The following is a 22851-nucleotide window of genomic DNA, read 5'->3' as shown; positions in this document are numbered from 1 at the left end:
AAGTCCAATATAGCAATACAAAATTCCACAAAATCAAAAATAACCAGAGCAATGGCCAGTTAATACCCCATATAGACCCGCACTCCGACATTTTGTTATGAGTTTGTGATAATGAAAACAGCCGGGATGTCCAATTGACCTTGCCGAAAAATCCCATTAGTTTGGAGATTCGCCACCTCAGGCGGACGGAACCACAAGAGCCAATCGCAATTTATGCAGTCTGTTGATGACAGTGCGATGCAAGGCCGAGCAAGGGAGAAATGCAATGTCACTATATGATCCAAAGCTGGAGAGGGATAACTGTGGCTTCGGCCTGTTGGCCCACATGGAAGGTGAAGCCAGCCACAAGCTTGTCCGTCTCGCGATGTCAGCATTGGCTCGCATGCAGCACCGCGGCGGTATCTCCGCCGACGGCAAGACCGGCGACGGCTGCGGTCTATTGCTGCAAAAACCCGACAGCTTCTTCAGAGCTGTCGCCGAAGAGAAGGGATGGCACCTGGGCCGCAACTACGCGGTCGGCATGCTGTTTCTCAACCCCGATCCCGTCTTGGCGCAAGCCACTCGCGACATCATCGACGAAGAGCTGGAAAAGGAGACCCTGAGCCTGGTCGGTTGGCGCAAGGTGCCTATCGATACCAATGTACTCGGCCCCATCGCCAAGTCCTCCCTGCCCAGCATCGAACAGGTCTTTGTCAACGCCCCCCCCGGCTGGGTCGACAAGGATCTCGAGCGCCGTCTCTATATCGTGCGCCGCCGCATCGAGAAACGCATCAGCGACGACTACTTCTACGTGGTCAGCCTCTCCAACCTGGTCACAGTCTACAAAGGGTTGTGCATGCCGGTGGACTTGCCGCGTTTTTATCTGGATTTGGCCGACATCCGCATGCAGGCGGCCATCTGCGTGTTCCACCAGCGTTTCTCCACCAACACCAGCCCGCGCTGGCCGCTGGCGCAGCCGTTCCGCTACCTTGCCCACAACGGCGAGATCAACACCATCGCCGGCAACCGCCAGTGGGCCAAGGCACGCAGCTACAAGTTCGCCACCCCGCTGATCCCCGATCTGCAAGAGGCCGCCCCCTTCGTCAACACCACGGGGTCGGACTCCTCCAGCCTCGACAACATGCTGGATCTGTTCCTGGCCGGTGGCATGGACCTGTTCCGTGCCATGCGCCTGTTGATCCCGCCTGCGTGGCAGAAACACCCGAACATGGATGACGACCTGCGCGCCTTCTACGACTTCAACTCCATGCACATGGAACCCTGGGATGGCCCAGCCGGCATCGTCATGACCGACGGTCGCTACGCCACCTGTGCGCTCGACAGAAACGGCCTGCGTCCGGCCCGTTACGTCATCACCAAGGACAAGTTCATCACCCTCGCGTCCGAGGTCGGTACCTGGGACTACACCCCGGACGAAGTGCTGGAGAAGGGCCGAGTCGGCCCGGGCGAGCTGTTCGTGGTGGATACCAGCAACGGCAAGATCTGGACCAGCTTCGAGATCGACGACGATCTCAAGAGCCGTCACACCTACAAGCAGTGGATGGACAAGCACTGCAAGCGGCTGGTGCCGTTCGAGCAGATGGATGACGCCAGTACCGGCGCCCGCGAATTCTCCGACGATCAGCTGAAAACCTATCAGAAGCTGTTCGGCTACTCCTATGAGGAGCTGGATCAGATCATCCGGGTACTGGGTGAAAACGGCCAGGAAGCGGTGGGTTCCATGGGGGATGACACCCCGATGGCGGTGCTCTCCTCCAGCCAGCGCACCCTGTACGACTACTTCCGCCAGATGTTCGCCCAGGTCACCAACCCGCCCATCGATCCGCTGCGGGAAAACCACGTGATGTCGCTGGCCACCTGTATCGGCCGCGAGCAGAACGTGTTCAACGAGACCTTCGGCCACGCCCACCGGGTGCTGTTCCAGTCGCCGATCCTGCTCTACTCCGACTTCCACCAGCTGCTGGCACTGGAAGGGGAGCACTATCGCCATCAGGTGATCAGCCTCAACTTCAAGCCCGAAGAGGGCCTGGAAGCGGCCACCCTGCGCATCTGTGAAGAGGCCAAGGCTGCCGCCAAAGCCGGTACCGTGCTGCTGATCCTCTCGGATCGGGACGTCAGTGCCAACACCCTGCCCATCCCGGCCGCCATGGCGGTGGGAGCGGTGCAGCGTACCCTGGTGGACAACAACCTGCGTTGCGACGCCAACATCCTGGTGGAGACCGCCAGCGTGCGCGACCCGCACCACTTCTCGGTGTTGCTGGGCTTTGGCGCCACCGCCATCTACCCCTACCTCGCCTACGAGACGCTCGCCAAGCAGGTAGAAGAGGGCGTGCTCAAGATGAGCCTGCGCCAGGCCATGCTCAACTACCGCAACGGCATCAACAAGGGGCTCTACAAGGTGATGTCCAAGATGGGCATCAGCACGGTGGCCAGCTACCGCTGCTCCCAGCTGTTCGAAGCGGTGGGCCTCTCCAAAGCCGTGGTCGAGATGTGTTTTCGCGGCGTATCGAGCCGCATCCAGGGCGCCGATTTTGCCGACATCCAGCAGGATCAGTTCAATCTGGCCCGTCAGGCCTGGCTGGCCCGCAAGGCCCTCACTCAGGGCGGCCTGCTCAAATTCGTCCACGGCGGCGAGTACCACACCTACAACCCGGACGTGGTGCAGACCCTGCAAGTGGCGGTGCGCTCCGGCAACTATGCCGATTACAAGGAGTACGCCCGCCTGGTGAACGAACGGCCGGTCGCCACCCTGCGCGATCTGCTCACCCTGAAGAAGGTCGACAACCCGGTGGCACTGGAGCAGGTGGAGCCAGCAGCCAAGCTGTTCCCCCGCTTCGACTCCGCCGCCATGTCCATCGGTGCGCTGGGCCCGGAAGCCCACGAGGCGCTGGCGGTGGCCATGAACCGGCTCGGCGGCCAGAGCAACTCGGGTGAAGGCGGCGAGGATCCCAAGCGCTTCGGCACCGAGAAGAATTCGCGCATCAAGCAGGTGGCCTCGGGGCGCTTTGGCGTCACCCCCCACTACCTGATGAACGCCGACGTGGTGCAGATCAAGGTGGCCCAGGGCGCCAAGCCCGGCGAAGGGGGCCAGTTGCCCGGTGACAAGGTGACGGCCCAGATCGCCAAGCTGCGCTACTCCGTGCCCGGCGTGACCCTGATCTCGCCGCCGCCCCACCACGACATCTACTCCATCGAGGATCTGGCCCAGCTCATCTTCGACATCAAGCAGATCAACCCAAGCTGCCTGGTGTCGGTGAAACTGGTGTCCGAGCCCGGCGTTGGCACCATCGCCTGCGGCGTGGCCAAGGCCTATGCGGACTTCATCACCGTCTCCGGCTACGACGGCGGCACCGGCGCGAGCCCGCTCACCTCGGTCAAATACGCCGGCTCCCCCTGGGAGCTGGGCCTGGCCGAGACCCAGCAGGCGCTGGTCGCCAACGGCCTGCGCCACAAGGTGCGGCTGCAGGTGGATGGCGGCCTCAAGACAGGTCTGGACATCATCAAGGCAGCCATTCTCGGCGCCGAGAGCTTTGGCTTCGGTACCGGCCCCATGGTGGCGCTGGGCTGCAAATACCTGCGGATCTGCCACCTGAACAACTGCGCCACCGGCGTCGCCACCCAGGATGAGAAGCTGCGTCGCGAGCACTTCACCGGCCTGCCGGAGATGGTGATGAACTACTTCAAGTTCATCGCCGAGGAGACCCGCGAACTGATGGCCCAACTTGGCGTCACCCAGCTGACCGACCTCATCGGTCGCACCGACCTGCTGGAAGCGCTGCCCGGCCTCACCGCCCGTCAGGCCAAGCTGGATCTCTCCGGTATTCTGGCCAGCCCGGTGGCACCGGCAGGCTCCAGCCTGTTCAGCCAGCAGCACAACCCCACCTTCGACAAGGGGCCTTTGAACCTCAAGATGGTGGAAGATCTGCTGGAGGCGGTGGAAAACATGAGCGGCGGCGAGTTTCGCTACGACATCCGCAACACCGACCGCTCGGTGGGGGCGCGTCTGTCCGGCGAAATCGTCAAGCGGCACGGCAACCAGGGGATGGCAGCAGACCCGGTCCGGGTCCACTTCAACGGCACCGCCGGCCAGAGCTTCGGCGTCTGGAACGCGGGTGGCCTTGAGATGATCCTCACGGGGGATGCCAACGACTACGTGGGTAAGGGGATGACCGGCGGCAAGCTGGTGATCAAGCCCCACGTCGGCGTGGCATTCAAATCCCACGAGGCGGCCATCATCGGCAACACCTGCCTCTACGGCGCCACTGGCGGCAAACTTTACGCTGCGGGTACCGCCGGCGAGCGCTTCGCGGTGCGCAACTCAGGGGCGCTGGCAGTAGTCGAGGGGATCGGTGACAACGGTTGTGAATACATGACCGGCGGCATCGTCACCGTGCTCGGCACCACCGGCGTCAACTTCGCGGCAGGCATGACCGGCGGCTTCGCCTACGTGCTCGACGAGTGCGGCAACTTCGCCAAGCGCACCAACCCCGAGCTGGTAGAACTGCTGGACGTGGCGGATCTGGCCATCCATCAGGAACACCTGCGCGGCATCATCACGGCGCACCTCAACGAAACCGGCAGCTCGCGCGCCGAGGAGATCCTGGCCAACTTCGACTCCTATGTGCCCAAGTTCAGGCTGATCAAACCCAAGTCCAGCGACGTCAAATCGCTGCTTGGCCACACCAGCCGTTCCAGTGCAGAACTCAGAATCCAGGCGCAATAAGGAGGGAACCCTATGAGCCAGAACGTATTTCAGTTTATCGACGTGCAGCGGGTCGACCCGCCCAAGAAGCCGCTCAAGATCCGCAAGATCCAGTTCGTGGAGATCTACGAGTCCTTCAACCAGGCCCAGGTCGGCATGCAGGCGGATCGCTGCCTCGACTGCGGCAACCCTTACTGCGAGTGGAAGTGCCCGGTGCACAACTACATCCCCAACTGGCTGAAGCTGGCCAACGAGGGGCGCATTCTGGAGGCGGTAGAACTATCCCACCAGACCAACAGCCTGCCGGAGGTGTGTGGTCGGGTCTGTCCGCAAGACAGACTGTGTGAGGGTGCCTGCACCCTCAACGATCGCTTCGGCGCCGTCACCATCGGCAACATCGAAAAATACATCACCGACAAGGCGTTCGAGATGGGCTGGAAGCCCGATCTCTCCAAGGTGGTCAGGACCGGCAAGCGGGTCGCCGTCATCGGCGCCGGCCCGGCCGGCCTAGCCTGCGCCGACGTGCTGGCACGGGGCGGCGTCACCCCGGTGGTGTTCGACAAGTATCCGGAGATCGGCGGTCTGCTCACCTTCGGCATTCCCTCCTTCAAGCTGGAAAAAGAGGTGATGCAGCGTCGCCGCGAGATCTTCGAGGGGATGGGCGTGGAGTTTCGTCTCGAGACCGAGGTGGGTCGCGATGTCACCTTCGCCGACCTGCTCGGCGAGTTCGATGCGGTCTTCCTCGGGGTCGGCACCTACAAGTACATGAAGGGCGGCTTTGCCAACGAGGAGGCACCGGGAGTCTACGACGCCCTGCCCTACCTCATCGCCAACGCCAACCGGCTGCTGGGCTTTGAGAAGGCGCAAGCCGACTACATCGACTTTGCCGGCAAGCAGGTAGTGGTGCTCGGCGGTGGCGATACCGCCATGGACTGCGTGCGTACCGCCATCCGTCAGGGGGCCGACAAGGTGATCTGCGCCTATCGCCGCGACGAGGAGAACATGCCGGGCTCCAAGCGGGAGGTGAAGAATGCCCGCGAAGAGGGGGTTGAATTCATGTTCAACCTGCAGCCAGTCGGCGTCGAGCTGGACGCCCAGGGCCGCACCTGCGGCATCAAGGTGGTGAGCACCGAGCTCGGCGCCCCCGATGCCAATGGCCGCCGCAATCCGGTGGTGATCGCCGGCTCCGAGCAGGTGCTGGCTGCCGATGCGGTGGTGATGGCGTTCGGCTTCCAGCCCAACCCCCAGCCCTGGATGGCAGAACACGGCATCGAGCTCGACGGCCGGGATCGCATCAAGGCCTCGGAGCAGGCCGAACATGCCTTCCAGACCAGCAATCCCAAGGTGTTTGCCGGTGGCGACGCGGTGCGTGGCTCCGATCTGGTGGTGACCGCCATCTATGAGGGCCGCAAGGCGGCCGAAGGGATCATGGACTACCTGGCCGTGTGATCTGCCGTCGTAACCAAGCTGTCATGCAAACAGCCCCGCTCGTGCGGGGCTGTTTTTTTATCTCGCTCTCAATCCGCCAGAACCGGCTAGATACTCCAGCTCTCCGGCAGCCGTTCGGTGAGGGTGGAGATATATTCGAAGGTACGCGCCCGCTTGGGGGTGGTGAACATCTGGCGCGCACTGCCCTCCTCCACCACCTCTCCCGCCTCCAGGAAGATCACCTGCTGGGCGATCTGGGCTGCAAGGCGCAAGTCATGGGTGACGATCAGCATGGTGGTGCCCTCACTGGCCAGCTGGCGCAGCACGGCCACCACCTCCTGGGCAAGCTCGGGATCCAGCGCCGAGGTGGGCTCGTCACAGAGCAGCACCTTGGGGGCCGGCGCCAGTGCCCGGGCAATGGCCACCCGCTGCTGCTGACCGCCGGAGAGGGTGGCAGGCACCGCCTCGGCCTTGTGCCTGAGCCCCACCTTATCGAGCAGTTGCAGGCCGCGCGCCACTGCCCTCTCCCTGGGCCACTTCAACACGGTCACCAACCCCTCCATCACGTTCTCCAGCACCGTCATGTGCGGGAACAGCTGGAAGTTCTGGAACACCATGCCGGTCTGCTGGCGCAGGGCCAGCACGCGCTGCCGTGACAGATGCCGGGTAAAGTCGAGCTCGCTGCCCCCCAGCACCAGCTGGCCCGCATCGGGTCGCTCCAGCAGGTTCACGCAGCGCAGCAAGGTACTCTTGCCGCTGCCGGAGGGGCCGATCAGGGCGGTGACGCTGCCCGCGGCCATCGCCAGCCCTACCCCTTTCAACACTCGCTGCCCCGCAAACTGTTTCTCGATGCCACTCAAGCGGATCATAGAACGACCTCCCGGGTCTCTTTATATGCCAGTCGCTGCTCCAGCTTATCTTGCAGGGTGGAGAGTACCGAGCTGAACAACAGGTAGATGAGGGCCGTCTCGACATAGAGGATGAGCGGCTCATAGGTGACGGAGGCGAGTCGCTGAGCCGCCTGAAACAGCTCGGGCACGGTCACCGCCGCCGCCAGCGAGGTGTCCTTGACCAGGGAGATGAAGGTGTTGGAGAGCGGCGGCACCGCGATGCGCGCCGCCTGCGGCAGGATCACCCGCCACATCACCTGGGGCCAGTTCATGCCAATGGAATAGGCCGCCTCCCACTGCCCTTTCGGGATCGCCGCCAGGGTGGCACGGATGATCTCCGAGCTGTAGGCACCGATGTTGAGGGTGAAACCGATGACGGCGGCGGTGAAGGCATCCAGCACGATACCGGCGCTCGGCAGACCGTAAAAGATCAGAAACAGCTGCACCAGCAGCGGGGTGCCCCGAATAAGCCAGACATAGAAACGGACCAGCATCACCAGCGGGGCCGGACCATATAATCTGGCCAGCGCCACTGACAAGCCGAGCACGATTCCCAGCACGAAGGTAATCAGGGTCAGCGGCACGGTAAAAATAAGCCCCGCGCTGAGCAGGGGCCAAAAAGAGTCGATCATTAACTGCAACCAGGCCGGCACGTTAATATCCTCAGTTGTTATTATGTTGCCGCGATATTATTGCGAGACGTCGGTGCCGAAATATTTCTGCGATATTTTCTGATATGCGCCATCCTGCTTGGCATTGCGCAGCGCCTGATTGATGGCGGCCAGCAACTCGGGTTGTCCCTTGGCGAGCAGGGCCCCCGATTGATCCCCCTTGGCCTCGGTGGCCGCCACCTTCAACTTGGCGTCCGGCTTCTGTTTCTTGAAGTCGAGGAAGGAGAGGCTGTCGTTGAGGGTGGCATCCACCCGCCCAGTCAGCACCAGTTCGAGGGACTGGTTGAATCCCTCGGTGGCCACCACCTCGGCGCCCGATGCTTTCGCCAGCTGGGCGAAGTTGCTGGTCAGCGACTGGGAGGATTTCTTGCCCTTCAGATCGGCAAAACTCTTGATGCTGTGGTTGTCGCTGTGCACCACGATCACCGCCTTGGAGGTGATGTAGGGGTCTGAAAAGTCATACTTTTTCAGCCGCTCAGGGGTGATGGCCACTTCGTTGAGCACCAGGTCGTAGCGCTTGGCGTCCACCCCGGCGATGAGCCCGTCCCACTTGCCCTCGACGAACTGTGGCTTCACGCCGAGACCGCTTGCAATCAGCTCGCCGATCTCCACGTCAAAGCCCACCAGCTTGCCGCTCTTGTCGTGATAGGTGAAGGGAGGATAGGCCCCTTCGGTACCGATCTTGATCACCCCGGCCCGCTGGATCTCGGCCAGGCTTGACTGTGCCTGTACCGAGGTCATCAGTGCCAGCGGAAGTGCCGCCATCAAAAACAGGGAGTGCCGTTTTTTCATTATTCACCTCGTTATATTTATGAACATCCAGAACGCTTGCCAACCACCACAAAATAAAACCAGCCGGTTATCATGTTTAAATTAGTTATCGGCTGAGAGAACTTTCATAATGCTTGCTGGCGGTATGGATGAAACATAACGTGGCTCATGGCATGACCCAACCATGAAATACGGGGATATTTAGCGAAATAATGGATAACGAAAATATAATAGCCGGGCTGGCCGAGAAATAGCCCCGCTGGCGGCGCTCCGCCAGCGGAAACCATATCAGGCGGGTTGCGACTCCCGCGGGATACTGGTGACCCAGTGACGACGCCAGTGCGGCGCCTCGTAGAGATCGGGCCAGAATTCGGTCTGATGGCAGATGGTATTGCCACGCACTGTGTGGAAGGTGATGGCACGCGCCTCGACTTCACCGTCGGTGATCACCACTTCGGTCACCACCTCCCGGCCCTGCTCCAGCAGGCGGACGACGTCGAAATTCCAGGGCCCGGCCGCCGGGTAGCGCCGATTGATCTCGACGAAGTTGGCCCGCCCCTCGATCCGCTCCCCCGACTGGGGCCAGTCACAGAGGAAGTCATCGCTCAGCCACCTGGAGGCCTTGACGAAATCGTTGCTCTGCATGGCCTGCCAGTAGGCCTCCACCACTGCTTTTGGTTCCATGGTCTTGTTTTCCATGCCTGTCCCCTACAACCGCACCACCAACCACTCCCCCTTGCCCACCGGCACCAGCGAGGTCGCGAAGGCCGGATCCTGCTCCACCTCTGCCATCCACTCGGCCAGCTCCTCCCGATGGGAGATGGCATTGTCCACCACCAGCAGACCGCGGGGGGCCAGCAGGCGCTGGAGCTCGGGCCACCAGGCCTGGTAGTGCTGGCGATCGGAGTCGAGGAAAATGAGCGGGTAAGCGGCCGTCGGCAGGGTGGGCAACAGCGTACCGGCTTCCCCTGCCAACTGCTCAATCCAGGGGTCGAGCCCGGCCCGCTCAAAGTTGGCGGCCGCCATGGCCCGTTTGCCTTCGTCCAGCTCGATGGTGGTGACCCGGCCCCCCAGCCGTTTTACTGCCTCGGCCAGCCAGAGGGTGGAGTAACCGTTGGAGGTGCCGATCTCCAGCACCGCATCGGCCCCCCTCGTCTGTACCAGCACCGCCAGCAGCTCGCCGGTATCGCGGGTAATGTTGAGCATCTTGCTGCCACGGGACTGTTGCGCGCCGTCATTCTGCTCGCCAAACAGCTCCAACTCCCGTTTCAGTTGTTCCAGTGCCATGTCTCCTCCTTGACGGTGTAAACGAGTCGGCCCGGTGCATGGCATGGCTGGACCGCCCCTCATGTTCATCATTTTGCTGCCGGCCCGCTCGGTGGCGTATCCCCCAGCAGGTAGCGGGGACCCTCGCCCTGCCCGGCGGCCTGATCATCCGGATTGTAAAGTGCGCAGTGCTCCAGCGAGAGGCAACCGCAACCAATGCAGGCGCCGAGCTTCTCCTTGAGCTGCTGCAGAGCCGTGATACGCCGATCGAGCAGGCTCTGCCACTGGCCGGCAATGCCGTCCCAGTCGCGGCGATCCGGGGTGCGCCCCTCGGGCAGGCCGGCCAGGGCCTCCCCTATCTCGCCCAGACTCAACCCCATGCTCTGCGCCACCCGGATGAAGGCGATGCGGCGCAGCACATCCTGCGGATAGAGCCGCTGGCCCCCTTCGCTGCGCACGCTGCCAATCAGCCCCTTCTGCTCGTAGAAGCGCAGGGCGCTGGCCTTGACGCCCGAGCGTTTGGCTATCTGGCCGATGGCCAGCCATTTGCGTTCCATCGCCACGCTTGACCTCAAGTTAGCTTTAACTTGCACAATCCTGTCTCCCCTTATGAAAGGAGTCAAATGATTATGCATCATCTTCATCATCTGCTCGATGCCAATCGAGCCTTTGCCCTCAACGGACGCGGCACCACCAATCACTGCCCGATGGCATTGCACGCCCTGCACGAGATGGGCGCCAATCCCCGCCAGCTGCAGCAGTTCTTCGCACACTGGCAGGCCAACTATGCCCTGCCGGGGGGTGAACAACAGCAGGGGGATGAGGAGGAGCTGCAGTTTGTCCGGCTGCGTCAGCAGTTGGCAACACGGCTGGCCGACGAGGGATGGCTGCCCACCTTTGCCAGCCTGCTGGAGCAGGGTCTCTCGCCGGCCGGCGGCGCCTTCCATCCACTGATCCGCTTTGCCTGCGCGCTGGAAAATGGCCATCAGGGAGAGCAGGCCGCCGCATTGGCCGCCTGGCAGTGCAGACCCTTGCGGGTGCCGGCCGGGCAGCGGGCGCCGGTGCAGGATATCGACGCTCTGCTGAGCGCGCTGGCCCGGCAGTGGGAAGGCGCATGCTGGCAAGGCGAGTGGATCACCGAACGACTGCGGCAGGTGACGGACGCGCCGACCTGGGCGAGCGGGTTGCCGAGCGGGGTATCATCATCGGATCTGCTGGTGCAGCTGGCCGACGCGGCCCTCGCCCTCTACTGGCAGACCGGCAATTTTACCGTGCTGCACATGGTAACCGGCAGTCGCGCCGCCGCCATCGTCGCCAGCCAGCTGCCCGCGCCATGGCAAGCGCGCTGGCAGACCCTGATGTGGCAGGCGGTGGCGGCCGCCTATGTCACGGTCGGCGCGCCGTCACTGCAGACGCCGGTCTGGCCCGATACCGGCAAGCTGTCGTGGCAGAACGTGCTGGCCCGGGCGGTGGCGAGCCTCGACGATCATGTGATCAAGCTGGTGCATTGCTGCTGGCGGGAGGGGCTCGCCAGGCCTTTGCTGACAGACCGTTATCTGGCGGTGGCCGCCCGCGCAACAGGGCTGCTGGCGCCTCTCACCGGGCCGGATGCCATCTAGGTCGTACGCAGGGGCAGCCCTAGGAGGCGGGCAGCCGGGTGAAGTGAATGACGGGGCAGCGGGGAGCCACGCCCCGGGTCAGGGTCAGCGGCTGGGCGCGATAGCTCAGTTGGTAGCGGCCGGGGTGGGAGAGATCGTAGACCAGGGTCAGATCCGCGTCGGCCTGGCTCTGCTGACCGGCCCCCAGCAAGAAGAAATCCTCGGCCCCCGGGTTGCCCCGCTTAGCCAGCGGGCCCTTGTAGGGTATCGGCCGATCATCGAGGGTGAGTTCGATGGCATCGGCAAACCAGCCTTCGAACGGCGTGAACCAGCTCAGCACCTCGAGCGGCCCCTCCCCCCGATTGGTCAGGGTCATCACCAGCGGCAGCGGCTCGTTGACCCGGCTCTGTGTCTTGACCGACAGATCGCACTGCAGGGGGGCCAGCGCCAGGGTGGTGAGCAAGAGTGTCATCATGGTCGCTCCTTCCTATGACAAACGACATGGACAAGAAGGGGCCTTGCGGCCCCCGGTCGGCAAATCAGTTTTCGCTCGGCGTATTCTCGGCGAAGTACTCGTGGTTGTCGGCGTTGTTGAGCGCCTTGACCGGATCCGTCTTCGCCAGGTTGCGGGCATTGGCCTGACCGTAACCCAGATCGTCGGTGCCCGCCACCACGTTGAAGTGGCTCAACTCGTGGACGATGGTGCCGGCACGGGAATCGGTCCCGCTGACCGGTGCAGTCCAGAAGCTCTTGCACAGGTAGACCTTGTAGGGCTGATCCGGATAGACATAGGCAAAGTAGCTCTGCTTGCAACCGCAGTCGAAGGTGAGCGGCTTGTTGTCGATGGCATCCTTGATCTTGCTGAAGTGGGTCTCGGCCTGATCCCAGCGCGAGGCATCATAGGCGCCAAACCAGCTGCGATAACGCTGGCCTTCCGGCTTGTCCACCGCCAGGTAGCTGCTGGAGTTGTTGGTGATGCCGCTGGCCGCATCGAGCGCCGCCAGGATGTCGCTCTTCTGAGTGTTGGTACAGCGGCCGCTGAAGCTGACCGACGCGGTCACCGCCTGCGGCTCGGCCAGGGGGGCCGCCTTGGCCAGCACCCGCTCGTCACTCACCCCGTCCACCCACAGGGTCACCGCATTGGATTCGCTCGCCTGGGCCTGCTTGGCCTTGGCGGCTTTCGCCTCTTGCGGCAAGGTCGGCAGCAGGTAGCGGATGCTGTACTGGCCCTGGGCACTCATGTCATAGAGACCGGAAACCTCAGCCTGCACCGTCAGGCTCTGGCCGGCCTTGAGCAGCTGGAAGTCCTTGTCGGTCGGGGCTGCCCGCTTGATCAGGGCCCCCTCGTAGCTGACCGGCTGGCCGTCTCGCTCCACCAGGAACAAGGGGGCATCTTCGCTGCCCGGCAGTTGCCATTTGAGCAGGCGAACCGGCTTGTCCCCGCTGTTGGTCAGGGTCAGGTTGACGCGCACGTCGTCACTGTTGCCATCCACCAGGGTGAGCTGGGCGTCGAGCCCTGCGGCGCAGAGCGGAGAGGCCAGCACGCCGGCCAGCAACAGGGCAATGGGAGTCGCTTTCATCATGTTTCCTCATTCATTGAGTGTCGCCTTGTCAGGCGGTTTGCTTCCTTCAAGGCCCTCTTTGGGGCCCACTCACCCTAGAGCAGTTTTTTTCCGCGACCATCCCACCATATGGGGGACGCCCCCCAGGATAGGGGGAATGCCAGATGCCCCCGCTTGCTGCGACAAGAGTCGCGGCGCCCTCCCCCTTTCCCCTGCCTGCCACCCCGCCCCGCCCCGCCCCGCGCCCATAAAAAACCCCGGCACCGGCCGGGGTATCAGACAGATGGAGCAGACCCAGCTCAGGGGCCTACCAGCATCGCCAGCGCTGGCTGCGCGTTGCCCGGCACCAGCCGGTAAGCCTTGTGGTGCTTGACCAGGGTGGTTTTCTTGTTGCCCTGGCTCAGCAGCAGGCGGTGGCCAAAGGCCGCCCGTGCCAGCCGGGCCTCGTCGCCACGCACATAGAGGGTGAGCGGCTTCACCAGCTCGCCCGCCTCGATGTGGCCCTGATACTCGCTGGCGCTGATGATGATGCTCGGCTGACCGCCCGATTGCAGGCGCAGCTTGGCGCTCACCTCGCTGTCGGTAATCACTAACCAACCCTCGGCCGCGAGCTCGGCCAACAGGGCGGCCAGCCGGCTGCCGAGCCCGGTCGGTTCGGCCATGGCCCGCTCATACTGGCTCATGATCCGCTCAAGCAGCCCCTTGAGATCGGCGCCGGCCCCCAGGGTGCGGCCAAGCTGCACCCAATCCTTCAAATCCTCCATCACCAGCCGGGAGAAGCGCTTCTCCTTGAGGGAGTCGGCCATCCAGGTGCAGAGAAAATGGCTCTCTTGCGCCGGGGTACGCTTGCCAGCCTTCTGCTCGGCGGTGCGGGCCAGTTCGGCCAGACTCTGACTGGCCATCTCGAACAGGGCCTGATTGTAGGTAGGAGCGGTCATAAGCAATCCTTGAGTCGACCACCAGGGGTCAACACCGATGACAGAGATGGCAAAGGCGCCAGTGGCGCCTTTGCGGTTCAATAGAGCGGCCTGCGCGCCTTATTTCGGCTGGCGCGGCTTCTTGGCGGCAGCCAGGCGCTTGAGGCGCTGGCCCTGCAGCTTGGCCTCGGCCATGGCTTGGGCGGCGGCGTTGTCTTCCCGCTGCGGGCGCTTGCCGAAGCGGCGACGCTCCTGCAACTGCTTGATCAGCTCGTCGCGGCTGCTCACCTCGTAACCCGGCACCATGATGCGGCGGATCTTCTGGCCGATCAGCGCCTCGATCTCCAGCAGGGTGCGCTCTTCTTCACGGCTGACGAAGGAGATGGCCATGCCGCTCTTGCCGGCACGGCCGGTACGGCCGATGCGGTGCACGTAGTCTTCCGCCAGGAACGGCAGATCATAGTTGACCACGTACTCGAGATCCGGGATGTCCAGGCCACGGGCGGCCACTTCGGTGGCCACCAGCACCCGCAGCTTGCCTTCGGTGAACTCGCGCAGGGCGCGGCGACGGCTGCCCTGAGCCTTGTCGCCGTGCACCACGGCGGACTTGATGCCGTCGAGGTTCAGCTCGGCCACCAGCTCGTCGCAGCTCTCGCGGGTACTGGCAAACACCAGCACCTGCGGCCAGTTCTGCTTGCCTATAAGCTCGGAGAGCAGCTCGCGCTTGCGCTTCTGCTCCACCGGATAGACGGTGTGGCTGACGGTATCGGCGGTGGAGTTCTGCTTGTTGACGCTCACTATCTGAGGCTTGTCCAGCATCAGGTTGGCCAGCTTCTTCACCGCCTCGGAGAAGGTGGCAGAGAACAGCAGGTTCTGACGGGTCTTGTTGACCGCTTGCAGGATCTGCTGCACATCGGCACTGAAGCCCATGTCGAGGATGCGGTCCGCTTCATCCAGCACCAGGCACTCGACACCGGAGAGGCTCAGGTTGCAGGCGGTGAGGTGCTCCAGCAGCCGGCCCGGGGTCGCCACTATGATGTGAGCGCCCGCTTTCAGTTTTCTGGCCTGCACATCCTGCTTGCCACCACCGTAGATGGTGAGGGTGGTGATATCCAGATGCTTGGCGAAGTCATTGATGTTGCTCGCCACCTGGGCCGCCAGCTCGCGGGTCGGGGTCAGGATCAGCACCCGGGCGTTGGAAGGCTGCACCGGTGCGGGGTTGTCCACCAGCCGCTGCAGGATGGGCAGGGCAAAGGCGGCGGTCTTGCCGGTACCGGTCTGGGCGCTGGCCAGCACGTCGCGACCGCGGCGGATGGCCGGGATCGCCTGCTGCTGCACAGGGGTCATCTCCTGATAACCGCACTCTGAGATGGCGCGCAAAATCTCGGGGGCAAAATCGAACGATTCAAATCTCATAATGGGTTCCTGTGTTCCAGCTGGACTGTGGCTGGCTTGGTTAGCTCGGCATGAGCGAAAAGTCGGTGCAGACCACCGACGGCTGTGCCTGACATCAAGTCAGAGAGTGGCCGGAAAATGGCGGGCGCGAAGTGTAACAGATAGATGGCGCAAATTCTGCCTCAAATACGCGCCCTTTTCATGGAGCCAGGGCCGCCTGGCTGGCAAGGCGAACACGCCCCGCCAGCAGCCCTTCATGTCCGTGCGGGAGCTCAGCCACCTCGACCATTCTGGGCCAGGAAGTCTCTTTGGAACAGGCACATGCGAATGGCGGTGCGATATTGCCCATCGATGAAGAACTCCTCTTTGAGCTCCCCTTCCGGCTCGAAACCCAGCTCCTGATAGATGTGGATCGCCCGGGCGTTGTCCCGATCGACGATGAGATAGAGCTTGTGCAGGTTGAGTACGTTGAAGCCGTACTTCATCGCCTTCAAGGTGGCGGTCTTGGCATAGCCCTTCCCCTGATGGGCGGGGGCGATGATGATCTGGAATTCGGCGCGGCGATGGATGCTGCGGATGTCCACCAGCTCCACCAGCCCCACGTTGTCCCCCGCCACCTCGAGGATGAAACGGCGCTCGTGCTGGTCGTGGATGTGCTTGTCATAGAGTTGGGCCAGCTCCATGTACGCCTCGTAAGGCTCCTCGAACCAGTAACGCATGATGCTGGCGTTGTTGTTGAGTTGATGGACGAACTTGAGATCCTCGCGCTCGAGGGGGCGAAGGGTCAAGGTGTCGTGGGATGACATAAGGTACCTGCTTGCAGAGTGAAGGGGCGCCAGCCAGCCAGGGGCGGCGGCGCCATGAAGAGTGAGAGCAACAGATGGCGGGGCCCCTGCCCCGGTCGGTCAGCGAATGCGGTTGGTCGGGCGCCTGAGCAGCCGGATGGCGATGGCGGCCATGGCGATGACGAACAGACCGAGGGAGGTTACCAGCAGGCACTTGGTCAGCAGCTCGTGATACTGGGCAAACACCGGGGCCGCCATCACCGCCTTGCCCACCAGGCTCAGCACCAGGGCCCAGAGGAAGGCGCTGGCAAAACTGGCGATCATCACCCGCGGCAGGTGCAGCCGCGAGACCCCCATCAGCATGGGCGTCAGCACCCGCACGAAGGGCACGAAACGGGAGGAGAACATGGCCCAGAAGCCGTAGTTGTGCAGCAGACGGGAGGCCCGTGGCAGGCTGCCGTCCGGGATCATCCGCTCCACGTGCCCCATGAAGGCGGTGCCGTGCAGCGCCTGCCCCTGCACATAGGCGATCAGGCTGCCAAGCCCCGCTGCCAGCGGCATGTAGAGCAGCGTCACCTCGGGGCCGAGCACCCCCATGCCCACCAGCCCGCCGGCCAGCAGCACCAGGCTGTCGCCGGGCAGGGGCAGAAACACGAAACTCGATTCGAGAAAAAGGATCACCACCAGGCAGGTGACGAGCAGGCCCACCGCCTGCATCTGGATCAATTGGTCAAAGTCCTGTTGCCATATGGCAAGCAGCATGTCCTGCATCTGGTGACTCCCATCAACTTCGTGAGCATCCATCCTGGGTGGCCTGACGGCCTCCGGTGCGGCAGACCCTCCCTGTCGCCAACCCCTTTTATCCCTGAGGGTGGCCCGTTATACACCCGGCCAAGTGAACAAGAAATTAATACAGGTCATGGATAGGGGAGATAATCGGCCAAGGCCAGCAAAAAAATCGGGCCCGCTCCGGCTGGAGGGGCCCAGATAGCAAAACGGCGTCAACTGCGCTTGAGGCGCTGCAACTTGGTGAGGGTGAGCAGGGTCTGGGCCGAGAGATCGCACACCGACAGCACGAAGGCGAGTTCATCGGGATGCCATACCTCGCTCAGCCTGGCCCGCTCGGCGATGATGAAGCCGAGCAGCTCATCCCCCTGCTTGAGGGGGGCCATCAATATGGTGCCGGAGAGCCCCTCCAGCCCGAGCTGGGCCAGCATGGCGCCAAAGCGCGTCAGATCGTAGGGCTCGCGCAGGATGAGGCAGGGTTCATGCTCGGGCTTGGAGACCTCATAGCGCCCCTGGATCAAGGCATAGGGCAGGTGAAAACCTTGCTGGTGATGGAGCTTGGGCAAAAAGAACAGATCCTGGCAGTACATGCTCTGCTTGTCTTCGGCACTGAACCAGACGCTGGCCCGCGCCGCGCCGGTGCCCGAGCAGATCGCCTCGTTGATGTGGCGCGCCGCCAGGCCCGGATCCTCGCCGCTCAGCAGATCGCTCTTGGCCAGATGAATGAGGGCGCCGTGCTGCAGTTTCTGGCGGGCTTCGCTGTCGAGCTGGCGCTGACGCAGGCTGTCCAGATGATCGAGCATCCGATTGCAGTCGATGGCCACCTGGGAGATCTCGTCGTTGCCCTCCACCAGCAGCCGGCGCACCGCACCGTCGTCGCCGATGAGCCGCAGATTGGCGCTCAGCCGCTGCAGACGGGCGGCGATATAGCCGTTGAGGATCAGCAGCACCAGAGCCCCGAACAGCAAGGTCCCCAGGCTCAGCAGCCAGAAGATGTGGCGCTCGATGGCCTTGCCCTCCAGCATCAGATCCCGTGGCAGGGTAAAGCGAAAGATGAGCGGGGAGTCCTCCTGCAGGGTATCGATCTGGGCCAGGGTGAGCAATCGCTCCTCCTGCGGCAGGATCAGGCTGTCGTTGGCCCTGAGCCGGGCCAGGGTGGTGACCCCCAGGCTGGTGGCCAGCTGCTGCGGGCTCAAAAAGGAGAGCGAGAGATTGGTGCGCTTTTGCATCTGATGGACCAGCCGGGTGGTGAAGGCCTTGAGCAGCAGCAGGGTGCCGCGACTCGGCCCCTCCCCCTCGCTGGTCAGGATCTGGGTCGCGGCCAGCAGGTAGTAACGCTCGCCGTCAAACCAGATGCCGGCGTTGGGTTTGAGACTGCCGTAGCGCACCAGATAATCGGTGATGGGGGCCAACTGGGCCGGTGTCTGCGTCACCAGCTGGCCGCCATGATAGGCAAACGCCGCCTGCGGCTGCTTGTCGGCATCATAGAGGGCCACCAGATCGACCCCCAGAGTCTCGAAGGTGCGCACGTTGAGATTCGCCGCCAGATAGGCGGGATCGCGGCTCACCATGTAGGCGTAGGTCTCGTCCCATTCGGACCAATCCTGCCCCAGCATGGTGAGCTGGCCAAGCTCGGCCTGCACCACGGCCCGGACCCGCTCGCGGTTACGCTCCACGCTCATGCGCTCCAGCTCGCCGAACTTGTTGCCGACCACATAATGAAGGCCGACATAGCCGACCCCCAGCAACAGCAGCAGCGTCAGCACTATGGTCAGCGTAATCTTGCGGCTGATCTTCATCTTTACCCACACTCCCGGACAGGTGACCCATTGAGTTTAATGGATTTTGCCTCTGCGCCTCTCCCTTGCGCGAAAAACCTCGCCAAGGTGACCAGCCTGCGGTGCCGGGGAACGAATGGGCACAAATGGCGTCATCCGGCTCACGGTGGGGCTGCCAAGCGAGCAAATAATCGCTACAGTGTAACCGTGCCTCATCGGAAGAGGCTTCACGGGATCCCGGCATGCTCACACCTCTCCCCCTTCCACTGCGCCCCGTCCTGCTGCTTGGCCTGCTGTGCAGTTGCCAGGTCATGGCCGACGACGACTCACGGGTGCAACAACGCGCCAACGCCGTGGTGTCGCTGATGACCTTCACCGTGGTGCCCGACATCACCGCCAGCAACATCAACATCGGCAGCGGCACCAATCAATCCTCGGCCCTCAACATGACCCAGATCGGCGGCGGCGCCACCATGAGCGAGAGCGTGCCGATTTATCTGGAAGGAACCCTGGGATTCAGCCGCTACGATCCCCAGTTCGTGGTCAGCAACGGCAGCGAGAGCCGCACCGTTCCCACCAAGTGGAACAGCCTGACCGCCACTGGCGGGATCGGTTGGGACATAGGGCTGCACCGGGACAGCCACGGCGGCAACTGGGTGCTGCGCCCCATCGGCAACGTCACCCTCGGCACGGTGGCAAGCGATCTGCGCATCGGCAACTGGCTGCTGGGCCAATACACCGGCAAGAACCTCGATTTTCTCGATGGTGGCCGACTCGACGTCTACGGCCTCGGTGGCGCCATGATGCTGGACTACGAGCTGTTTTCCCCTGCCCAGGACATCGACGCCGAGCTGCGTTACTCCTATCAGCACCTGCAGAGCTTTGGCGGCACCGCCGCCAGCGTGACCGGCCAGGCCAACGCCGAAAACCTCGGCCTCTATCTGCGCCGGCGCGCGCCCATCGGCAATCTGACGCTGCTGGGCAAACCCGTGCGCTACGTGATGGAGGGGGCCCGCACCGAATACCTGGGCGAGCAGCGCGGCCTGCTCGGCTTCAACTCCCTCAACTCCCTCGGCCTCGGGGTGGAGCTCGACAGCAGCAAGTACGATATCTTCGTCACCCGCACCCGGCTGGTGGCCCGCTATATGTTCAGCCACAACACCAGCGGCTACGGCGTCGGGCTGGCGATGAGCTTCTAGGCCACTCCCTGCGGCTGCTTCCCTCTCTGGCGTTGGCACAAAAAGAGTGATGCGCCGCTCAGTTGGTGCAAGCGGTCACACATTCCCTCTAGTCAACTCGCTAAAGTAGTTCACTTCGGCACCCCATTTTCCGGATGGCACCAATCCTGTGGTGCCACACCAGGCTCACGCCAATCAGAGTGCCCCGTCGCCAGGGAGAGGCATCGGGAGCGAGGAGAGATCACATGGACGTTACCGCCCTGATGGCCGCTCTGCTGAACCAGTTCTGGTTTCTGCTGCCACTGCTTTTGCTGGTCACCATAGCCAAGAGCCCCTGGTTCAAGGGCATGATCGGGGAGTGGCTGCTCAATCTCAGCATCCGGCTCTTTCTCGACCGGCAGGAATATCATCTGCTGAGCAATGTCACCTTGCCGCTCGAGCAGGGCAGCACCCAGATCGATCAGGTGCTCGTCTCCCGCTTCGGCGTATTCGTGATAGAAACCAAAAACATGAAGGGGTGGATCTTCGGCGATCCCAGACACAAGCGCTGGACCCAGCAGCTGTTTCGACACCGGCACGGCTTTCAAAACCCGTTGCATCAAAACTATCTGCACCTGATGACCCTCAAATCCCTGCTGGGGCTGGCGGATCACCAGTTGCATTCCATCGTCTATTTTATTGGCGACTGCACTTTCAAAACCCCCATGCCGGAGAACGTCATGCGTCGCGGACTGGTCAGCTATATCAAGAGCAAGACCACTCCCGTCTTGAGCACCGCCGACGTCGTTCGGATTGTCGACACCATTCAGCAAGGCCGCTTGACCGCCAGTTGGCAAACCCACCGGCAGCATGTCACCCAGCTCAAGGCACGTCATGCCGGCCCATCCGCCAACCATGTTTCCACCCGCGCACCTGTCAGGCAATCAGTTGCAAACCCACCCTCACAGAGCGTATTGCCACCGGACAATCCACCCCCGCTCTGCCCCAGATGTGGCAACACCATGGTATTGCGCACCGCAACTCGGGGGGAAAACAAGGGCAATCAGTTTTGGGGATGCAGCGGATTCCCAAAATGCAGGGGCGTGACTTTGTTACACAGTCAGTCCCCTTAATCGGAGAACACTATCTCGAATCATTAAACGGACCAGAGTCATTGAAGCTGTGCAGGGGATTTATTTTATATTTACACCCTATCGCCGCTTTAAAAGCCCTTGGTCTAGATACATCAGTACATTTATGGAGCAATAACATGAAAGTATTTCTAGATAAATTAATGGCTCGTTTGCACAGCCGATATATAACTATTTTTTCTCACTACTACCCTGCACATGGAGCTACCGGCTTCACCGAACGGAATCTCACCAACAACTTTGTTTCTGCGCTTGAAAGCCTCTATCCCGGCTCATGCTTCTCATGGTTTGAAGCTCCAATAAGCCTCACGGAAAAGAAACATATGGACGCCGTAGTTTTCACGGAAACGGCGCTATTTCTTATTGAGGCTAAGCGCTTTACGGCACCTCAATCAAAAACTAATAGTGTCAGGAATGATATTGAACGAATGCAGTCCAATGAAGCACTCCTGTTGCTTGAAAAGGGGCTAATTAACCCAATACAGCGCCAGCGTTATGCCGTAGTGCTGGCCGATGTCTGGACAGAAAATAAAGGCAAGCAGGATATCTTTGATACTTGGCCAGCCTGCCTAAATAGCGGTCCATTTCTATATAGTAAAACACTGGAGTTTTCTGATCTTCCTGTCGAAGGAGAGTGGAAAAACAATTACAAGATACTGGTTGCGGTTAAACAGTTAACTTGACGCCATGATATCTACATAAAACAAAGGCGGCCCATTGGCCGCCTTTGTTATTGCAGTTACAGCGACCCCAGCCGCTTCAGGCAGGTCTGCTGGCGCCACTGCACTCGCTTGGCAAACCAGGCGGTGGTGAGGTTGCGGGTGATCTTGGGGCTCTTGAGCGAGATCCCCGGCAGCACGGCGCGGGGCAGCCGGCTGCCCGCCTTGCGATCGGCCAGCACGAAGACCCTGTGATAGAGATCGCTTTGGGCAAACTCGCTGGTGTCGCCGAGCTTCAGGCTCTGGTGGATGGCCTGCGTGCTCATGCTGAGCTGGCCGGCGATGGTATGCACCGCCAGTTCGGTCTTGCCCGGCAGCTCGGAGTCGTAGCGAATGAGATCCCCATCCAGCGCCAGCGGCTTGCCACTCAATCGGCTCACCGCCGCCTGGAAGGCGGCGTTGCGGCTCGCATACCAGCCGGCATTAAAGTCGGCATAGCGGTAGAGGTGATCCGGATACTGGGCCGGGTAGTTGAGCAGGTGACGGGTGCCGAACCAGATGCCGCCACGGCGACTGAACACCTCGTGGCGAATGGACTCCTTGATCGGATAGGGATAGCCGTCGCTGTTGGCCTCGGCAAAGGCGATGCTCACCTGCATGGGGCCGCCGGTGCGGACCGGGTTCATGTTGCCGAACAGGGTCTTGCCCATGGGCACCTCCCCTATCATGTCCTCGAAGATCTCGCTCATCTCCCGCTCGGTGCGCAACTTGTCGATGCGCTCGGCGTAAGTTTTGCCGGTGGGCGAGTTGATGGAGAGCGCGGTGCGCACCACGAACTCGGGGATCAGCAGCTTGCTGGCGCGGGCGTTGATCTCCTTCCAGGCGATCTTGCCAAGGCCCGGCACCACGGGGTCGGCCTGAAAGGTGGACTCCTGCTCCGCCACCGCCAGCACGGAGCAGACGTTCTCGTCGGTCACCGCCAGATCCTGTTTGGCGAGAGCGGTGACGATATCCTGGGCCCACCCGTTGCGATCCACGGTGCGGGCCGGCAGCAGCCGCACAATGCGTGACTGCATGCTGGCAGGCGCCCGGGGGACCTGGGCCTTGGGCAGCGGAGCGGGTCTGGCGATGGCCGGCCCGGTGACAGCGGCGCTGCCAGGCTTGCTGGCATCGCCCTGACTGACGGGTTCACTGGCACAGGCGGCCAGCAGCAAGGTGGCCAGCAGCGGGGCCAGATAATGACGACAGACGATGAGATGAGACATGAATGCTTCCCGGTGGATGAGGCGTCCTGGCACCCGCAGAGGGTATCCGGACGCAGACAGGCAGGGCATT

At 62.4% G+C, this 22851-nt stretch carries 20 protein-coding genes; 6 read left to right on the top strand and 14 right to left on the bottom strand.

Annotated features, from left to right (window positions below):
- Nucleotides 1-265 precede the first annotated feature (265 nt).
- Complete coding sequence (gene gltB, locus ACB032_RS03840) at nucleotides 266-4723, top strand: glutamate synthase large subunit (protein WP_371137378.1); 4458 nt, start codon at nucleotides 266-268, stop codon at nucleotides 4721-4723.
- A 12-nt stretch (nucleotides 4724-4735) separates the two neighbouring features.
- Nucleotides 4736-6151 (top strand): FAD-dependent oxidoreductase, encoded by a 1416-nt coding sequence (locus ACB032_RS03835; protein WP_024945788.1) that lies wholly within the window; start codon nucleotides 4736-4738, stop codon nucleotides 6149-6151.
- Nucleotides 6152-6237: 86 nt separating this feature from the next.
- On the opposite strand, the gene ACB032_RS03830 is transcribed toward ACB032_RS03835, so the two are convergent.
- The 6 genes from ACB032_RS03830 to soxR form a co-directional block, all read right to left on the bottom strand.
- The gene (locus ACB032_RS03830) at nucleotides 6238-6999 is read right to left on the bottom strand and encodes an amino acid ABC transporter ATP-binding protein (protein ID WP_371137377.1); all 762 of its coding nucleotides are present in this window, start codon (nucleotides 6997-6999) and stop codon (nucleotides 6238-6240) included.
- Nucleotides 6996-7652 (bottom strand): amino acid ABC transporter permease, encoded by a 657-nt coding sequence (locus ACB032_RS03825; protein WP_187590512.1) that lies wholly within the window; start codon nucleotides 7650-7652, stop codon nucleotides 6996-6998. Before ACB032_RS03825 ends, ACB032_RS03830 begins: the two co-directional genes overlap by 4 nt.
- Before the next feature lie 57 nt (nucleotides 7653-7709).
- Nucleotides 7710-8483, bottom strand: coding sequence for an amino acid ABC transporter substrate-binding protein (locus ACB032_RS03820; protein WP_011706519.1), 774 nt, complete (start codon nucleotides 8481-8483; stop codon nucleotides 7710-7712).
- 267 nt (nucleotides 8484-8750) lie between these two features.
- Nucleotides 8751-9161: a nuclear transport factor 2 family protein gene (locus ACB032_RS03815; RefSeq protein WP_016351173.1), complete on the bottom strand. Its 411-nt coding sequence runs from the start codon at nucleotides 9159-9161 to the stop codon at nucleotides 8751-8753.
- 9 nt (nucleotides 9162-9170) lie between these two features.
- The gene (locus ACB032_RS03810) at nucleotides 9171-9749 is read right to left on the bottom strand and encodes an O-methyltransferase (protein WP_371137376.1); all 579 of its coding nucleotides are present in this window, start codon (nucleotides 9747-9749) and stop codon (nucleotides 9171-9173) included.
- Between the two features lie 68 nt (nucleotides 9750-9817).
- Nucleotides 9818-10285 carry a redox-sensitive transcriptional activator SoxR gene (gene soxR / locus ACB032_RS03805; RefSeq protein ID WP_323996495.1) on the bottom strand — a complete coding sequence of 156 codons (468 nt, stop codon included), beginning with the start codon at nucleotides 10283-10285 and terminating at the stop codon, nucleotides 9818-9820.
- 66 nt (nucleotides 10286-10351) lie between these two features.
- On the opposite strand from soxR, the gene ACB032_RS03800 reads away from it, so the two are divergent.
- Nucleotides 10352-11347 carry a questin oxidase family protein gene (locus ACB032_RS03800; RefSeq protein WP_371137375.1) on the top strand — a complete coding sequence of 332 codons (996 nt, stop codon included), beginning with the start codon at nucleotides 10352-10354 and terminating at the stop codon, nucleotides 11345-11347.
- A gap of 19 nt (nucleotides 11348-11366) precedes the next feature.
- On the opposite strand, the gene ACB032_RS03795 is transcribed toward ACB032_RS03800, so the two are convergent.
- The 7 genes from ACB032_RS03795 to ACB032_RS03765 form a co-directional block, all read right to left on the bottom strand.
- Nucleotides 11367-11801 (bottom strand): protease, encoded by a 435-nt coding sequence (locus ACB032_RS03795; protein ID WP_371137374.1) that lies wholly within the window; start codon nucleotides 11799-11801, stop codon nucleotides 11367-11369.
- A gap of 64 nt (nucleotides 11802-11865) precedes the next feature.
- Nucleotides 11866-12909, bottom strand: a complete 1044-nt coding sequence (locus ACB032_RS03790) for a M35 family metallo-endopeptidase (RefSeq protein WP_039216042.1) — start codon at nucleotides 12907-12909, stop codon at nucleotides 11866-11868.
- 278 nt (nucleotides 12910-13187) lie between these two features.
- On the bottom strand, nucleotides 13188-13826 hold the full coding sequence (locus ACB032_RS03785; protein WP_371137373.1) for a DUF2913 family protein: 639 nt from the start codon (nucleotides 13824-13826) through the stop codon (nucleotides 13188-13190).
- 99 nt (nucleotides 13827-13925) lie between these two features.
- Nucleotides 13926-15221 carry a DEAD/DEAH box helicase gene (locus tag ACB032_RS03780; protein WP_016351179.1) on the bottom strand — a complete coding sequence of 432 codons (1296 nt, stop codon included), beginning with the start codon at nucleotides 15219-15221 and terminating at the stop codon, nucleotides 13926-13928.
- 251 nt (nucleotides 15222-15472) lie between these two features.
- Nucleotides 15473-16006 (bottom strand): spermidine N1-acetyltransferase, encoded by a 534-nt coding sequence (gene speG / locus ACB032_RS03775; protein WP_016351180.1) that lies wholly within the window; start codon nucleotides 16004-16006, stop codon nucleotides 15473-15475.
- Nucleotides 16007-16105: 99 nt separating this feature from the next.
- Nucleotides 16106-16756 (bottom strand): DedA family protein, encoded by a 651-nt coding sequence (locus ACB032_RS03770; protein WP_371137372.1) that lies wholly within the window; start codon nucleotides 16754-16756, stop codon nucleotides 16106-16108.
- Between the two features lie 230 nt (nucleotides 16757-16986).
- Nucleotides 16987-18570 (bottom strand): CHASE4 domain-containing protein, encoded by a 1584-nt coding sequence (locus ACB032_RS03765; protein WP_371137371.1) that lies wholly within the window; start codon nucleotides 18568-18570, stop codon nucleotides 16987-16989.
- Between the two features lie 221 nt (nucleotides 18571-18791).
- Here ACB032_RS03765 and ACB032_RS03760 point away from each other — a divergent pair, with 221 nt between their 5' ends.
- From ACB032_RS03760 to ACB032_RS03750, 3 genes are all read left to right on the top strand, one after another.
- Nucleotides 18792-19748, top strand: coding sequence for a hypothetical protein (locus tag ACB032_RS03760; RefSeq protein ID WP_011706531.1), 957 nt, complete (start codon nucleotides 18792-18794; stop codon nucleotides 19746-19748).
- Nucleotides 19749-19972: 224 nt separating this feature from the next.
- Nucleotides 19973-20839 (top strand): nuclease-related domain-containing protein, encoded by an 867-nt coding sequence (locus ACB032_RS03755; protein WP_164927682.1) that lies wholly within the window; start codon nucleotides 19973-19975, stop codon nucleotides 20837-20839.
- Between the two features lie 137 nt (nucleotides 20840-20976).
- Nucleotides 20977-21540, top strand: a complete 564-nt coding sequence (locus tag ACB032_RS03750) for a hypothetical protein (RefSeq protein WP_077392284.1) — start codon at nucleotides 20977-20979, stop codon at nucleotides 21538-21540.
- A gap of 56 nt (nucleotides 21541-21596) precedes the next feature.
- Here the strand turns inward: ACB032_RS03750 and ACB032_RS03745 are convergent, their stop codons facing one another.
- Nucleotides 21597-22850 (bottom strand): DUF1615 domain-containing protein, encoded by a 1254-nt coding sequence (locus tag ACB032_RS03745; protein WP_371137370.1) that lies wholly within the window; start codon nucleotides 22848-22850, stop codon nucleotides 21597-21599.
- Nucleotide 22851 lies beyond the last annotated feature (1 nt).

The sequence above is a fragment of the Aeromonas sp. S5(2024) genome (genome assembly GCF_041403025.1).
Classification (GTDB): domain Bacteria; phylum Pseudomonadota; class Gammaproteobacteria; order Enterobacterales; family Aeromonadaceae; genus Aeromonas; species Aeromonas hydrophila.
This window is presented reverse-complemented; position numbering and strand designations above follow the sequence as displayed.

What these genes read in the sequence shown, in the direction of transcription:
- ACB032_RS03760 (WP_011706531.1), top strand. Translation starts at nt 18,792, where the DNA reads ATGCTCACACCTCTCCCCCTTCCACTGCGCCCCGTCCTGCTGCTTGGC.
- ACB032_RS03800 (WP_371137375.1), top strand. Translation starts at nt 10,352, where the DNA reads ATGATTATGCATCATCTTCATCATCTGCTCGATGCCAATCGAGCCTTT.
- ACB032_RS03815 (WP_016351173.1), bottom strand. Translation starts at nt 9,161, where the DNA reads ATGGAAAACAAGACCATGGAACCAAAAGCAGTGGTGGAGGCCTACTGG.
- ACB032_RS03770 (WP_371137372.1), bottom strand. Translation starts at nt 16,756, where the DNA reads ATGCAGGACATGCTGCTTGCCATATGGCAACAGGACTTTGACCAATTG.
- ACB032_RS03825 (WP_187590512.1), bottom strand. Translation starts at nt 7,652, where the DNA reads ATGATCGACTCTTTTTGGCCCCTGCTCAGCGCGGGGCTTATTTTTACC.
- soxR (WP_323996495.1), bottom strand. Translation starts at nt 10,285, where the DNA reads ATGGAACGCAAATGGCTGGCCATCGGCCAGATAGCCAAACGCTCGGGC.
- ACB032_RS03780 (WP_016351179.1), bottom strand. Translation starts at nt 15,221, where the DNA reads ATGAGATTTGAATCGTTCGATTTTGCCCCCGAGATTTTGCGCGCCATC.
- speG (WP_016351180.1), bottom strand. Translation starts at nt 16,006, where the DNA reads ATGTCATCCCACGACACCTTGACCCTTCGCCCCCTCGAGCGCGAGGAT.
- ACB032_RS03750 (WP_077392284.1), top strand. Translation starts at nt 20,977, where the DNA reads ATGAAAGTATTTCTAGATAAATTAATGGCTCGTTTGCACAGCCGATAT.
- ACB032_RS03755 (WP_164927682.1), top strand. Translation starts at nt 19,973, where the DNA reads ATGGACGTTACCGCCCTGATGGCCGCTCTGCTGAACCAGTTCTGGTTT.
- ACB032_RS03810 (WP_371137376.1), bottom strand. Translation starts at nt 9,749, where the DNA reads ATGGCACTGGAACAACTGAAACGGGAGTTGGAGCTGTTTGGCGAGCAG.
- ACB032_RS03765 (WP_371137371.1), bottom strand. Translation starts at nt 18,570, where the DNA reads ATGAAGATCAGCCGCAAGATTACGCTGACCATAGTGCTGACGCTGCTG.
- ACB032_RS03820 (WP_011706519.1), bottom strand. Translation starts at nt 8,483, where the DNA reads ATGAAAAAACGGCACTCCCTGTTTTTGATGGCGGCACTTCCGCTGGCA.
- ACB032_RS03795 (WP_371137374.1), bottom strand. Translation starts at nt 11,801, where the DNA reads ATGATGACACTCTTGCTCACCACCCTGGCGCTGGCCCCCCTGCAGTGC.
- gltB (WP_371137378.1), top strand. Translation starts at nt 266, where the DNA reads ATGTCACTATATGATCCAAAGCTGGAGAGGGATAACTGTGGCTTCGGC.
- ACB032_RS03835 (WP_024945788.1), top strand. Translation starts at nt 4,736, where the DNA reads ATGAGCCAGAACGTATTTCAGTTTATCGACGTGCAGCGGGTCGACCCG.
- ACB032_RS03745 (WP_371137370.1), bottom strand. Translation starts at nt 22,850, where the DNA reads ATGCCCTGCCTGTCTGCGTCCGGATACCCTCTGCGGGTGCCAGGACGC.
- ACB032_RS03790 (WP_039216042.1), bottom strand. Translation starts at nt 12,909, where the DNA reads ATGATGAAAGCGACTCCCATTGCCCTGTTGCTGGCCGGCGTGCTGGCC.
- ACB032_RS03785 (WP_371137373.1), bottom strand. Translation starts at nt 13,826, where the DNA reads ATGACCGCTCCTACCTACAATCAGGCCCTGTTCGAGATGGCCAGTCAG.
- ACB032_RS03830 (WP_371137377.1), bottom strand. Translation starts at nt 6,999, where the DNA reads ATGATCCGCTTGAGTGGCATCGAGAAACAGTTTGCGGGGCAGCGAGTG.